Source organism: Variovorax sp. ZS18.2.2, from assembly GCF_024701975.1.
Lineage (GTDB): Bacteria > Pseudomonadota > Gammaproteobacteria > Burkholderiales > Burkholderiaceae_C > Variovorax.
Genome location: NZ_JANLNM010000006.1, coordinates 347,297 through 360,324 on the forward strand (window position 1 = coordinate 347,297; position 13,028 = coordinate 360,324).

The window sequence follows — 13,028 nt, forward strand, 5'->3', positions numbered from 1 at the left end:
CCGCATGCGCCGCCTCGCCCAAGCGCCCAATCTTGCGATTGCGACCCTGTGGGTGCACGCCCTGCGCGAGGACGGCGTCGCAGCCACGGTGCAGCGCGAGTTCCTCGGCGCCGTCATGGGTCAGCTGCCGCCCGACCAGTGCCTGCCGGAAATCTGGATCGACGACGAGAGCCAGTTCGATCGTGCGAAAGAACTGCTGCACGCGGTGCAGCACCGGCCGCAGCGCAATTGGCAGTGCGTTTGCGGCGAGCGGATCGAAGGCGGGTTCGAGCAGTGCTGGCAGTGCGGCGAGATGATGCCGGCGGCCTAGCGCTGCGGAGGCCTGAGAGCTACTTCCAGCGCAGCAGTTCTACGTCGATGCTGTTCGTGCCGTCACCCAACGTCAGCGTGTTTTCCTGGATCGTCGCCTGCAGCTGCATGCTGCGCTGCGCGAGCGCGGCCAGCGCTTGCGAGGCCTCGGTCGGCACGCGGTAGACCTTCAGGTTCTGCGGCCGCGTGAGCTTGTTCTCGATGCCGCGCCACCAGATCTCGGCCGCATGGTTGAAGCAGTAGACGATCACCTCGTCCGCCTTGCCGCAGGCCTTGAGGATGGGCTTGTCCTCGGGCTGGCCGACCTCGATCCAGATCTTGGTCTCGCCCGTGAAGTCGCGCAGCCACACGTCGGGCTCCTCGACGTTCGAGAGGCCCGCGCCGAAGGCCAGCGTGCCGTCGCCCTGGCAGATGTCCTGCAGCTGGTGGGCGTTGAGGGCGAGCGCGACGAGGCGGATCATCATCCGCTCGTCGGTCTCGCTCGGGTGGCGCGCCAGGGTCAGCGCGTGGTCGGCGTAGTAGCCGTGGTCGATGTCGGCCACCGCGAGGGTGGCCTTGAAGATGGTGGATTTGAGGGCCATGGGTGCGCGAGTATGCCTGCCGCAGACGCACGCACCCCCGGCCTCAGAACGCCACCGACGCCTGCAGGTACACCGTGCGCGGCTGGCCGACGTACTTGCCGCCGTTGTTGTCCACCGAGCGGTTGAAGTAGCGGCGGTCGAACAGGTTCTTGATGCCGACGGCCAGCTTCAGGTTGCTCATCGACGGGCCGAAGTCGTACGCGGCGCGCAGGTTCACGGTGCTGTAGCCCGGGATGTTGCCGAACCGGCCGGTCGAATCTTCCAGCGTGATGTACGGCTTGCCATCGTCCGGCGAGCCCGGCGAGCGCTGCTTCGACTGCGCATACACGTCGGCATTGAAGGTCCACGGACCGCGCTCGTAACGCGCACCCAGCGTCAGGATCTGGCGCGAGTAGAACGGCAGGTCGCGTCCCGCGAAGTTGCCGGCCTTGGACGTGGCCTGCGTGTACGTGTACGTGCCCGACACCGACAGGCCCTTGAGCGATGCGCTCAGGTCGCCGAGGTCGTAGCGCAGTGCCGATTCCAGGCCGCGGTGGCGCGTGGCGCCCAGGTCGGTCCACTGGCCGACGTCGCCGGTGATGGAGCGCGCCAGCAGCAGTTCCTTGTCGAAGTTGATGTTGAACAGCGTCAGCTCGCCGCTCCAGGCCTCGCCCTTGTACTTCGTGCCGATTTCATAGGTCTTGGCCTTCTCGGGATGCAGGCTGGTGGTGGACTGCGCGAGCTGGGCGTACTGCTGCGGACCGAACGACACGCCGGCATTCGCGAACAGCGACCAGCGCTCGCTCGCGCGGTAGAGCACCGACAGCGTCGGCAGCACTTCGTTGGAATCGATCTTCGGATAGATCGCGTTCGTGATGCGGTTGTTCGCCACGGTGAACACGTCGTTGTGCGAGCTGAAGGATTCGTAGCGCACGCCGGGCGTGACCGTCCAGTTGCCGAAGTCGATGCGGTCGTCGATGTAGAACGCATGCGCGGTCGTGCCGCCCTTGCTGGTCTGGTAGGCGGGGTTGGCCAGGCTGTAGGCATCGAAGCCCGGGCGCGGTGTGTAGTAGGTGCTGCGCGTTGCCACCTCGGAGGCTTCTTCCTTGAGGTAACGGAAACCGACGCTGACTTCCTGCACCACGCTGCCCGAATCGAAGAGGCGCGAATAGCGGGGCTCGATGGCGAAGGTCTTGTAGTTGCGTGGCGAGGATGTGAGGCGTCGCCGGCCGGCGTTGGCGCCGGTGCCTTCCTGCTCCAGGTAGCTGCTGCGGAACGAGTCGGTGTAGTAGCCCAACATCTCGAACTTGTTCACGCCGTCGTTGTGCGTGTACTTGACCGAGCCATCGGTGCGGCTGCCGCTGAATTCGTCGAAAGGGCGGTCCGACTGGAACGGGTTCGCCGCAAACTGCGCGGTGGTCAGCCCGCCCGGCATGCGGCCCTTGCCTTCGAAGTGGTGCAGCGACACCGCGATGTCGTCGGTGCTCGAGATCCGGTAGGCGCCCTTGAGCATCAGGTCGTCGATGCTGGTGTGGTCGTTGCTCTCGCGGAAGCCGTCGCCATGCGTGCCCGAGTACAGCAGCGCGAGGCCCAGGCCGTTCTCGTTGGTGCCGCCGACGAACAGTGTGGGCGTGGTCTTGGTGCCGCCGCCGTGGCCCGCGCTTTCGACGCCCACGCCGACTTCACCCGAGAACTGCTTGGGGATCGCGCGCGTCACGAAGTTGATGATGCCGCCCACGTTCTGGGGGCCATAGCGCACCGAGCCCGCGCCGCGCACCACGTCGACCGTCTCGATGCTGCCGAGCGACAGCGGCGCCAGCGAGAGCTGCGGCTGCCCGTAGGGCGCGTAGGCCAGCGGCACGCCGTCCAGCAGGATGGTCGAGCGCGGCGAGAGCCGCGAGGTCAGGCCGCGCACGCCCACGTTCAGCGAGATGTCGCTGCCGCCGGTGCCGTTGCTCTCCTGCACCTGCACGCCAGGGATCTGACGCAGCACGTCGCGCACGCTGGAGGCGCCGCTTTCCTGGATCTGCTTGCGTTCGACGATGCTGCGCGCGCCGGCGTGTTCGAGCACCTTGGTCTCGTTGGGGCTGGCGAGCCAGTCGCCGGTGACGGTGATGGTCTCCAGCGACTTCGACGGGTCGGCGGCAGGGTCTGCGTCGGCGGCGAAGCTCTGCAGGCTCAGGGGTAACAGGGCCATCGCGATGGCGGTGCGTTTGTGCGGGAACAAGGGGAACTCCTCCGGGATAAAAACAAGAAACGTGTGACAGGCCGTGGGGCTTTTTTTCTTCAGGACGTCGTTCGACTGGAAAGCGCGTTGTTGTTGCGGGCCGCGGCGGCCATGGCGCGTCGGCGCCACCAGAGCCAGATGCCGCTGAAACCCAGGCCGCCGAGCGCGAGGCCGAGCAGCGCGGTGACGACCTGGTGGGCCACGCCGCCCAGTTCGCCCGTGTGCAGCGGAAAGATCACCGCCACCGCACCGTTGCCGGCATCGAGGTCCTGCCACTTGCGTGCGGCCAGCACCTCGCCGCTGACCGGGTGGAGCCACACGGAGCTGATGCCGTTGGGATGCGGATCGTCCGCGAGCCGGAAGCGCACGCGGATCGGCTGGTCCGCCTTGCCGGGCACCAGCACGTAACCGATCGGCTGGCCCGGGTAGACCTTCTGGGCGCGCGCCACGATCTCGTCGAGCGGCATGCGCGGGCCGCTCGCGCTGCCCTTGGCGATCGCCGGGGCCTTGACCGGCTTCTGCCCCATGGCGGCGGAAATGAAATCGCCCAGCGGCCGCCAGGCCATGTAGGCCCCCGTGGCGACCGACACGGCGATCAGGAGACCGAGTACCGCGCCGCCCGTGCGGTGCAGGTCGAACAGCCCGCGCAAGAGGCCGCGGTTCAGCACGATGCGCAGCGACGGCGGCCAGCGCACCGGCCACCACAGCACCAGGCCCGTCACCAGCAGGAACAGGTAGGACAGGGCCACGAAAGCCAGGATGCCCTTGCCGGTGCCCTCGAGCAGCAGGCTGTTGTGGATCTTGTAGGCGAGGTTGTAGAAACCTTCCTCGGTGCCGCGCCGGCCTTGCTCGGCGCCATTGGCGGGATCGAGGTAGAGCGTGCCGCTCCACTTGCCGCGCACCAGTACCCAAAGCGTTTCGTCGGCGTGGTGCGGCGGGCGCAGCGTGAAATTGGTGTCGGGGCCGAATTCGGACACGATGCGCTGGCGCAGCGGCTCGAGCGGCAGTGCGGCTGCGGCCGCGATGGCATCACCCGCGCTGCGCGAGACGAAGAGGTCCGAATGGACCTGGCGATCGATCGGCCGGCTCACCACCAGCACCGCGCCGAGCAGCGCCGTGAGGGCCAGGATCGGGCCGAGCGTGAGCCCGGTCCAGCGGTGGATCTTCAGCCAGAGACGTCGCAGCGGAGCGCGCAGCATGAATCACGGGGACCTCGAGGAGTCCCGTCATGGTTGTTGGCTGGCGCGCCGGTGAAAAGACGCGTTGGCTGGGAAGTTGGGGGTCCGCGTGCGCGTCAGACCAACCGTTCGCTGCGGTTGGTGGATCGATACACGGGAACTTTAGATTCTACTGGCGAGTTCCGCGGCCTTGCCGACGTAGCTGGCGGGCGTCATGGCCAGAAGGCGGGCTTTTTCCTCGTCTGGAATGGCCAGCGAACGGATCAGCCCGTGCAGCGCCTCGGCCGTGACGGTCTTGCCGCGCGTCACTTCCTTCAGTTGCTCGTAGGCGCCCTGCACGCCGTAGCGGCGCATCACGGTCTGGATCGGCTCGGCCAGCACTTCCCACGATGCGTCGAGGTCTTCGGCCAGCGCTTCCTCGTTGAGCTCCAGCTTGCCGAGGCCCGTGGCCAGGCTCGCGTAGGCCAGCGTGGCGTAGCCGAAGGCCACGCCGATGTTGCGCAGCACGGTGCTGTCGGTCAGGTCGCGCTGCCAGCGGCTGATGGGGAGCTTCTCGCTCAGGTGGCGCAGCACCGCGTTGGCCAGGCCCAGGTTGCCCTCGGCGTTCTCGAAGTCGATCGGGTTGACCTTGTGCGGCATCGTCGAGGAGCCGATCTCGCCCTTCTTCAGGCGCTGCTTGAAGTAGCCCAGGCTCACATAACCCCAGACGTCGCGCGAGAAGTCGATCAGGATCGTGTCGGCACGCGCCACCGCATCGAAGAGTTCGGCCATGTAGTCGTGCGGCTCGATCTGGATGCTGTACGGCTGGAAGCTCAGGCCCAGGCCGAGCGGCGCGGGCGTCTCGATGACCTTGCGGCTGAAGGCTTCCCAGTCGAAATCGGGCCAGGCGGCCAGGTGGGCGTTGTAGTTGCCGACGGCGCCGTTCATCTTGCCCAAGAGCTGCACCGAGGCGATCTGCGCGCGGGCCTTCGACAGGCGCACCGCCACATTGGCGATTTCCTTGCCGACGGTGGTCGGGCTGGCGGTCTGGCCGTGGGTGCGCGAGAGCATCGACACGCCGGCGAACTGGTGCGCCATTTCGCGCAGCTTGGCGATCAGGCCGTCGATGGCCGGCAGCACCACTTTTTCGCGCGCGGCCTGGATCTGCAGGGCGTGGCTGGTGTTGTTGATGTCTTCGCTGGTGCAGGCGAAGTGCACGAACTCGGCGGCGGCGAGCAGCTCGGGCCGGGCTTCGAATTTGGACTTGATCCAGTATTCGACGGCTTTCACGTCGTGGTTGGTGGTCTTCTCGATCTCCTTGATGGCCAGCGCATCGGCCTCGGAGAAGTGGGACACCAGGCCCAGCAGGTACTTGCGGGCGCCGCCGGTGAGGGGCTTGAATTCGGCGAAGCCGCAGTCGGACAGCGCAATGAACCACGCCACCTCGACCTGCACGCGCCGGTGCATGTAGCCCTGTTCGCTCATCAGCGGGCGCAAGGCCGCGAGTTTGGCCGCATAGCGGCCGTCAAGGGGGGAGAGGGCGGAGACGGTGGAAAAGCTCATGCCCGAATTTTAGGCGGCCGGCGGTCCGTGGGGCCGTACCGACACATCGGGGTGTATCCGGGCCCCCGGTGGTCCCGTTCACCTAAAATGATTATGAACAAGTGTCATCAGCCAAGAACAAAGGGAGAGAGCCTTCATGAAACTGATCGGATCCGCCGCCAGCCCTTATGTGCGCAAGGTGCGCGTGGTGCTGGCCGAAAAGCGGCTCGATTACCAGTTCGTGCTCGAGGACGTCTGGTCCGCCGACACCACCATCTCCAACTCCAATCCGCTGGGCAAGGTGCCCTGCCTGATCATGGAAGGCGGGGAGGCGATGTTCGATTCGCGCGTGATCGTGGAATATCTCGACACGCTGTCTCCGGTAGGCAAGCTCATCCCGCAGCAGGGCCGCGAGCGCGCCGAGGTCAAGACCTGGGAAGCGCTGGCCGATGGCGTCATGGATGCCGGCGTGCTCTGGCGCCTCGAATCCACCTGGTCCGGCCGCAACGACCACGAGCGCAGCACCACCTGGATCGAGCGCCAGCGCACGAAGGTCGTGGACGGCGTGTCCGCCATGTCCAAGGGGTTGGGCGACAAGCCCTTCTGCAGCGGCATTCACCTGAGCCTGTCGGACATCGCGGTGGGCTGCACGCTGGGCTGGCTGAGCCTGCGCTTTCCCGATATCGACTGGCGCGGCGAGCACGGCAATCTTGCGAAGCTGTACGACAAGCTCATGCTCCGTCCCAGTTTCATCGACACGAAGCCCTGAGGCGGCACAGTCCGAACAAAGGCGCCACGCGGCGCCTTTTTCTTTTTCAGAGCCCGGTGAACCTGGCGACGGCCGGAAAGTAGAGCCGGTACGGCAGCAGCCGCATCAGCTTCATCCAGAGCGTGAAGCGCCGCGGAAAGTGAATCTCGAACGCGCCCCGGCGCCAGCCTTCGAGCATGGCCTCGGCCGCTTCCCCGGGCGTGATCAGCGCCGGCATCCGGAAATCGTTCTTCGCCGTGAGCGCCGTGGTCACGAAGCCGGGTTGGATCACGCTCACGCCGATGCCGCGCGCATGCAGGTCGATGTAGAGCACCTCGGCCAGGTGGGTCAGCGCGGCCTTGGTCGGGCCGTAGGCCAGGCTCTTCGGCAGCCCGCGAAAGCCGGCGACGCTCGCCGTGAGCGACACATGGCCCGCGCCACGCGCCACGAAGCCGGGCAGCACGGCAGCCAGCACGTTCAAGGCGCCGACGTAGTTGACCTGCTGGTGCGCGAGCATTTCGTCGAGTGCGAAGGCGTCGGCGCGCAGTACGCCGTAGATGGCCGCGTTGAAGAGCACGAGGTCGACAGGACCGGCCATCGCCTGCAGCTGCGCATACGCGGCGGCGACCGCGGCGGCATCGCGCACGTCGAGCGGCAGCACGATCACGCGTGGCGGCCGCGCGGCGTCGTTGTGCAGTGCCGCGAGCTCCTCGAGCGCTTCGCCGTTGCGGGCCGACACGGCGACCCGCGCGCCGCCTTCGAGCAGTGCCAGCGCCGTCGCGCGGCCGATGCCCGAGGACGCGCCGACGATCCATGCCGTCTTGCCGCGCCAGTCGGCGAGCGGCGGATTGAAGGGCTTCACGGCGCAGCCTTCGTCGAAAGCGGCAAGGGCGCAGCGGAAGCGGGCGATCGAATCACCAGCGCCCACAGCGCCGCACCCGCGATCACCTTGAGCACGCAGGGCAGAAGACAGTAGGCGAGCGACAGCGCCTGCAGCGCCGACGCATCGCGCGTGCCCGGCACGTAGCCGGCCAGACCGAGCAACGGCAACGCGAGGCCGGCGGCCAGCGCGAGGTTGAGCTTGGTCGCGAAATTCCACCAGCCGAAGTACGCGCCGGCATGCGGCTGGTCGCCGGCCTCGGCAATGATTCCGGCGAGCAGCGCACTCGGCAGCACGAGGTCCGAGCCGATCGCGAAACCCGACAGCGCGCAGACGACGAGAAAGGGCACCGCGTCGCCCGCGCCCATCGCGCCGGCCCATGCGAACACCGCCACCGACATGCACATGCCGCCGAGCCAGCTGCGTGCGAGTCCCCAGCGGCGCACGATGCGCAGCCACGCCGGGATCGATGCGGCGGCCACCACGAAGTAAAGGCCGAGGAATGCGGGCTCCATCGCAGCCGGCGCACGCAGCCGGTCCTGCACGAAGAACAGCACCAGCGTGGCCGGCACCGCGCTCGCGATGCCGTTGAGCACGAACACCGCGAGCAGGCGGCGAAACGGCGCACGGCGCAGCGGCAGCCGCAGGTCGACCGCCGTGTGCGGCGCGGCGGTGCGCGCCGGCCGTGGCGCCTGTGTCCAGAAGATCCACCCCGCCACCAGCAGCACGCCGAACAGCGCGACCATCGCAGGCAGTCCCGCCAGCGTCGGCGCGACCGATGCCAGCACCACGCCGACGAGCCCCATCCCTTCGCGCCAACCCACGATGCGGCTGCGCTGCGAGGCGTCGCCGCCCAGCATCGCGCCCCACGACTGGTGCGCGATGCTCAGCATGCTGTAGCCCGCGTAGGTCAGCGCGAGCAGCACGGCGGCCACCACGAGCAGCGCGCCATGGCGCGCGGGGTCGACCAGCAGTTGGGGAAAGAAAAGCAGCCCGAAGCCCAGCAGCAGGACACCCGCGGCGACAGCGCCGAAACCCAGCACCGCCTGCGCCGAGCGCGCATGAAGCCGGTCGCTGAGCCGCCCGAGCAGCGGATCGATCAGCGCATCGAGCAGACGCGCGCCCAACAGCACCGCGCCCAGCGTGGCGAGCGGCACGCCGAAGGCGCGGGCGTAGTGGTTCGGCAGCAGCACATAGAGCGGCAGCGCGACGAAGGCGAGCGGCAGGCCGAGCAGTCCGTAGCGCACACCAGCCAGAGGTCCGAAAGTGGACACGAAGGGCTAGCGTTTTTGCAGCGTGTACTGGACCACGTCGATGTTGGCCTGCGAGAACGCCGCCTCACAGTAGGCGAGGTAGAACTCCCAGATGCGCATGAAGCGCTCGTCGAAGCCCAGCTGCAGGATCTGTGCGCGCTGCGCGAGGAAATGCTCGCGCCAGCGGCGCAGCGTCTCGGCGTAGTCGGCGCCGAAGGCGAATTCGTCCACCACCGCAAGCCCCGCGGCCTCGGCCTCGCGCCGGAACTCGCGTGGGCAGGGCAGGCAGCCGCCCGGGAAGATGTACTGCTGGATGAAGTCGGTCGAGTCGATGTAGCGGTCGAAGAGCTGGTCGTCGATCACGATGCTCTGCACGCAGGCGCGGCCACCGGGCTTGAGGAGCCGGCTCACGCTCTGGAAGTAGGTCGGCCAGTATTCGCGGCCCACGGCTTCGACCATCTCGATGGAGCAGACGGCGTCGAAGGGCGCGTCGTCGATGTCGCGGTAGTCCTGCAGGCGAAGGTCGGCAGAGAGGCCCGCGGTGCGTTGGCGGGCGAAGGCGAGCTGTTCGGTGGAGAGCGTCACGCCTGTGACGGAGGCGCCGAAATCGAAGGCGGCCATCTCGGCCAGCGCACCCCAGCCGCAGCCGATCTCCAGCACGCGGTCGCCGGGCTTCACGCCGGCCATGTCGAGCGCGCGCCGCACCTTGGCGCGCTGGGCGTCAGGCATCGGCTTGTCGAGGTTGCCCTCGAACCAGGCCGACGAATAGTTCATCGTCTCGTCGAGCCAGAGCTTGTAGAAGGCATTGCCCAGGTCGTAGTGCGCGTGGATGTTGCGCGAGCTGCCGGCCTTGCTGTTGCGGTGCATCAGGTGCCGCACGCGGTACACGAGGCGGCCGAACCAGCTGCCGTAGACCACGTCCTCGATCGCGCGGCGGTTGGCGATGAACACCTTGATCAGCTCGACCAGGTTCGGCGTGGTCCAGTCGCCCGCGATGTAGCTCTCGGCAAAGCCGATGTCGCCCGACTTGAGCGCGGCCTTGCAGACCTCCCAGTTGCGCAGCGTGAGCGAGGCCGTGAGGTTGCTGCTGCCGGGCGCGGCGCCGAAGTGCCGCACCGAGTCGTCGGGCAGCCGCACCGTGAGCGAGCCGTGGGCGAGGCGTTGCAACAGGCCGAGCACCGTGCGCGCGGCGCCGGGGGCGTCCTGCGGCAACGAGAAGCGTGGAACCTGGGAGGCGGTGGTGGTCGGGTTCATGGGTTCGCCTGCTGCTGGTGGTCGCTGGACACGAAATGAAGGGGCGGCGCGGGCTTCGCGACGAAAGGCACGCGCTTGAGCCAGAGCTTCGCGGCCTGCCAGTGGATGCGCGCGATGAGCCCGAAGGTCATGGCGGGGTAGCGCCAGAGCGCACGCCGTGCGCTGGCCGCCGTGAGCGGACCCAGTTCGCCGCTCACGCTGGTCTGCAGCAGGGGGCCGTCGGCGTCGTCGTGATCGATGCGCACCACGGTGTGGGCGAACTCGGCATCGACGAAGAAGCGGAAGCGGTAGTCGCCGCTGATCTGGCAGAACGGCGACACGTGGAAGGCCTTGGTGGCCTTAAGCTCCTGGCCGTAGGCCGGGTGGTCCAGCAGGTAGCAGTGGCGCTCGCCGAAGGTGTTGTTCACCTCGACCACGATGGCCCGCAGCGCGCCTTCGGCCGTGTGGCAGTACCAGAAGCTCACTGGTTTGAAGGTGTAGCCGAACACGCGCGGGTAGCAATGCAGCCAGGCCTCGCCGGTCGCGTCGTGGATCTTGTGGGCGGCCAGCAACTCGTCGATCCAGGCCAGTGCACCGCCTTGCGCGGGCGCGCGGCCGTCGCCGTGGTCGATGTCATGGAAAGACAGCCCCGCCCGGCGGTTGAGCGCGAGTGCATCGCTGCCGTCCGCCTGCAGGGAGCGCATCGGCAGCATCAGGAAATAGGTCGGGTAGATGAAGGCGTTGCGTGCAGGGCGCAGGCGCGCGTGGCGCACCTCGCCGAAGCCCATCAGCGGGAGCGGGCGCTCCTGGGTCATGCCGCAGACCTCGCCGCCCGCAGGCTGGCGGCCGCAGCCAGGCCGGCCTTGAGACCGTCTTCGTGGAAGCCGTAGCCCATCCACGCGCCGGCGAACCAGGTGTTGCGCTGGCCCTGCAGGGCGGGAACCTCGGCTTGCGCGCGGATCGCGGCAAGGTCGAGCACCGGGTGGTCGTAGTCGTATTCGGCCATGACCTGACTACGCTGGATCTCGCGGACCGGATTCAACGAAACGATCACCGGCTGTTCCCAAGGCAGCGGTTGCAGCTTGTTCAACAGGTAATGCAGGCAGACCCGGCCCGATTCGCGCTCGCTGGCCGCCGCGCGCTCGTAGTTCCAGGCGGCCCAGGCGGATCGGCGCTGCGGCAGCACCGAGGCGTCGGTGTGGAGCACGGCGTGGTTCGGCTGGTAGCGGATCGCGCCGAGCACGGCAGCTTCGGCGGGGCTGGCGTCGCCGAGCATGGCGAGCGACTGGTCGGAATGGGTGGCGAGGATCGCGTGGTCGAAGCGCTCGGTGCCGGCGTCGGTGGCGACGAGCACGCCGTCGTCCGTGCGGGTGATGCGGCGCACCGGGGTGCGCAGGCGCTTGTCTTCCAGGCCTGCGACGATCTTCTCGACGTAGTGGCGGGAACCGCCGCGCACGGTGCGCCATTGCGGCCGGTTGGCGATCTGGATCAGCCCGTGGTTGTGGCAGAAGCGGATCATGGTCGCGACCGGGAACGCCAGCATCTGCGCGGTCGAGCAACTCCAGATGCAGCCCATCATCGGCAGGAAGTACCAGTCGCGGAAGGCAGCGCCGAAGCGGTGGGCGTCCAGGAACTCGCCGAGCGGCTGGGCCAGTTCGCCCTCCGTGCCGGCCTGCGCGATGCGGGTGGTCAGACGGTTGAAGCGCAAGAGGTCGGCCAGCATGCCGAGGAAGCGCGGATCGGCGAGGTTGCGCCGCTGGGCGAAGACGGTGCTGAGGGTGTTGCCGCTCCACTCGAGGTGGCCGCCGTTGTCGCGTGTGGCCTGGACCGAGAACGACATCTCGGACAGCGCAGTCTCGACGCCGAGATCGGCGAACAGGCGGATCAGGTTCGGATAGGTGCGATCGTTGTAGACCAGGAAGCCGGTGTCGACGCCGTGGGGGACACGGGTCGGGTCGGTTGGGGAGCGCGGCAACTCGATCGTTGCCGTGTGGGCGTGACCGCCGAAGTAGTCACTGGCTTCGAAGAGGGTGATGCGGGCCGCGTCGCGAAGGGCGTGCGCTGCGGCCAGTCCCGAGATGCCGGCGCCGATGATGGCGACTCGAAGGGGCTGCGTCATCGCGAGCCCCCGATCCGGCGGGAATACAAAAATGCTGCGAGGCGCCCCGACGCGAAGGAGGGAGGGAGGGAGGAGGAGAAGAATCGCCTCGGGATTTCGACCAGACGACAAGCGCCTGGAAGACCTCGCAACATGAAAACCGGTGGGCTTTGGCCACCCACGCAAATTATGAGCGCGCCTCCCGGGGCCCGGTTCCCGGCGCAGTGGTAAGCGTTTGTGACGTTCAGTTCACGATGGTGTGGACGCATCGGTAAATAATATTACCGATTCGTTTTTTTGTGAACTGGTCAGTCTTAATTTGTCCCGAGCTGCTTCTCGATGACGTTCACAAAGCCGTTTTCGTCCGGAGCCGTCATGCTCGACCAGGCTTGGACAACCTTGCCGTCGCGCCCGATCAGATACTTGTAGAAATTCCACTTCGGCGTGGTGCCGGAGGCCTGGGCGAGTTGCTTGAAGAGCGGGTTGGCGTCCGTGCCGCGCACCGACGACTTGGCGAACATCGGAAACTTCACGCCGAAGGTGCTTTCGCAGAAGTCGGCGATTTCCTTGTTGGAACCCGATTCCTGGGAGAAATCGTTCGACGGGAAGCCCAGCACCACGAGCCCGCGGTTGCGGTATTTCATGTCCAGCGCCTCCAGGCCTTTGTACTGCGGCGTGAAGCCGCAAAAGCTCGCCGTATTGACCACCAGGACCACTTTTCCGGAGTACTGGCACAAAGCCTGGGGCTTTTCGTCCTGCAGCCGCGCGAAGGTGTGTTGAAGGATGGCGGGGCACCCGGCAGCCTCTGCCGGAGCTGGCGTTGCAGGTGGTGTCTGCGCGCTCGCCGGAAGCGTCGCAAACAGCCCCGCCACGAGGGAAACAGCCGGAATGCAGCGCCAGAGCGTCGACAATAAGAAAAGGGTTCGCATGGCGGGCTCCTGGTTCAAAAAGGGGGGTGTGCATCCGTGCCGCTACGGCGCACGTATTCGCATCATCGCGCGTCTGTCACGGTCGCGCCAAA

General features: G+C 67.3%; 12 protein-coding genes. 2 read left to right on the forward strand and 10 right to left on the reverse strand.

The window, feature by feature from the left end:
- Nucleotides 1-4 precede the first annotated feature (4 nt).
- Nucleotides 5-310 carry a putative signal transducing protein gene (locus tag NU688_RS23260; protein WP_257863165.1) on the forward strand — a complete coding sequence of 102 codons (306 nt, stop codon included), beginning with the start codon at nt 5-7 and terminating at the stop codon, nt 308-310.
- 19 nt (nt 311-329) lie between these two features.
- On the opposite strand, the gene NU688_RS23265 is transcribed toward NU688_RS23260, so the two are convergent.
- The 4 genes from NU688_RS23265 to purB form a co-directional block, all read right to left on the reverse strand.
- Nucleotides 330-890, reverse strand: coding sequence for a YaeQ family protein (locus tag NU688_RS23265; RefSeq protein ID WP_257863166.1), 561 nt, complete (start codon nt 888-890; stop codon nt 330-332).
- A 43-nt stretch (nt 891-933) separates the two neighbouring features.
- Complete coding sequence (locus tag NU688_RS23270) at nt 934-3,066, reverse strand: TonB-dependent siderophore receptor (protein WP_257863297.1); 2,133 nt, start codon at nt 3,064-3,066, stop codon at nt 934-936.
- An 89-nt stretch (nt 3,067-3,155) separates the two neighbouring features.
- Complete coding sequence (locus NU688_RS23275; protein WP_257863167.1) at nt 3,156-4,295, reverse strand: PepSY domain-containing protein; 1,140 nt, start codon at nt 4,293-4,295, stop codon at nt 3,156-3,158.
- 141 nt (nt 4,296-4,436) lie between these two features.
- Nucleotides 4,437-5,816: an adenylosuccinate lyase gene (purB, locus tag NU688_RS23280; protein WP_257863168.1), complete on the reverse strand. Its 1,380-nt coding sequence runs from the start codon at nt 5,814-5,816 to the stop codon at nt 4,437-4,439.
- Between the two features lie 136 nt (nt 5,817-5,952).
- On the opposite strand from purB, the gene NU688_RS23285 reads away from it, so the two are divergent.
- Complete coding sequence (locus NU688_RS23285) at nt 5,953-6,564, forward strand: glutathione S-transferase N-terminal domain-containing protein (RefSeq protein ID WP_257863169.1); 612 nt, start codon at nt 5,953-5,955, stop codon at nt 6,562-6,564.
- Between the two features lie 46 nt (nt 6,565-6,610).
- Here the strand turns inward: NU688_RS23285 and NU688_RS23290 are convergent, their stop codons facing one another.
- The 6 genes from NU688_RS23290 to NU688_RS23315 all read right to left on the reverse strand — a co-directional run bounded on the left by NU688_RS23290 (nt 6,611) and on the right by NU688_RS23315 (nt 12,936).
- A complete protein-coding gene (locus NU688_RS23290; protein WP_257863170.1) occupies nt 6,611-7,405 on the reverse strand; it encodes an SDR family NAD(P)-dependent oxidoreductase in 795 nt (264 codons plus the stop codon).
- Entirely contained in the window at nt 7,402-8,697 is a 1,296-nt protein-coding gene (locus NU688_RS23295; protein ID WP_257863171.1) for an MFS transporter, read from the reverse strand. The genes NU688_RS23290 and NU688_RS23295 overlap by 4 nt, the downstream gene beginning before the upstream one ends.
- 6 nt (nt 8,698-8,703) lie before the next feature.
- The gene (locus tag NU688_RS23300; RefSeq protein WP_257863172.1) at nt 8,704-9,930 is read right to left on the reverse strand and encodes a cyclopropane-fatty-acyl-phospholipid synthase family protein; all 1,227 of its coding nucleotides are present in this window, start codon (nt 9,928-9,930) and stop codon (nt 8,704-8,706) included.
- On the reverse strand, nt 9,927-10,724 hold the full coding sequence (locus tag NU688_RS23305; protein ID WP_257863173.1) for a DUF1365 domain-containing protein: 798 nt from the start codon (nt 10,722-10,724) through the stop codon (nt 9,927-9,929). The genes NU688_RS23300 and NU688_RS23305 overlap by 4 nt, the downstream gene beginning before the upstream one ends.
- A complete protein-coding gene (locus NU688_RS23310) occupies nt 10,721-12,028 on the reverse strand; it encodes an NAD(P)/FAD-dependent oxidoreductase (protein ID WP_257863174.1) in 1,308 nt (435 codons plus the stop codon). Before NU688_RS23310 ends, NU688_RS23305 begins: the two co-directional genes overlap by 4 nt.
- A 293-nt stretch (nt 12,029-12,321) precedes the next feature.
- Nucleotides 12,322-12,936 (reverse strand): glutathione peroxidase, encoded by a 615-nt coding sequence (locus NU688_RS23315; RefSeq protein WP_257863175.1) that lies wholly within the window; start codon nt 12,934-12,936, stop codon nt 12,322-12,324.
- Nucleotides 12,937-13,028: the final 92 nt, after the last annotated feature.

Coding starts and splice junctions, on each gene's coding strand:
- NU688_RS23260 (WP_257863165.1), top strand. CDS start 5: ATGCGCCGCCTCGCCCAAGCGCCCAATCTTGCGATTGCGACCCTGTGG.
- NU688_RS23265 (WP_257863166.1), bottom strand. CDS start 890: ATGGCCCTCAAATCCACCATCTTCAAGGCCACCCTCGCGGTGGCCGAC.
- NU688_RS23270 (WP_257863297.1), bottom strand. CDS start 3,066: ATGGCCCTGTTACCCCTGAGCCTGCAGAGCTTCGCCGCCGACGCAGAC.
- NU688_RS23275 (WP_257863167.1), bottom strand. CDS start 4,295: ATGCTGCGCGCTCCGCTGCGACGTCTCTGGCTGAAGATCCACCGCTGG.
- purB (WP_257863168.1), bottom strand. CDS start 5,816: ATGAGCTTTTCCACCGTCTCCGCCCTCTCCCCCCTTGACGGCCGCTAT.
- NU688_RS23285 (WP_257863169.1), top strand. CDS start 5,953: ATGAAACTGATCGGATCCGCCGCCAGCCCTTATGTGCGCAAGGTGCGC.
- NU688_RS23300 (WP_257863172.1), bottom strand. CDS start 9,930: ATGAACCCGACCACCACCGCCTCCCAGGTTCCACGCTTCTCGTTGCCG.
- NU688_RS23305 (WP_257863173.1), bottom strand. CDS start 10,724: ATGACCCAGGAGCGCCCGCTCCCGCTGATGGGCTTCGGCGAGGTGCGC.
- NU688_RS23310 (WP_257863174.1), bottom strand. CDS start 12,028: ATGACGCAGCCCCTTCGAGTCGCCATCATCGGCGCCGGCATCTCGGGA.
- NU688_RS23315 (WP_257863175.1), bottom strand. CDS start 12,936: ATGCGAACCCTTTTCTTATTGTCGACGCTCTGGCGCTGCATTCCGGCT.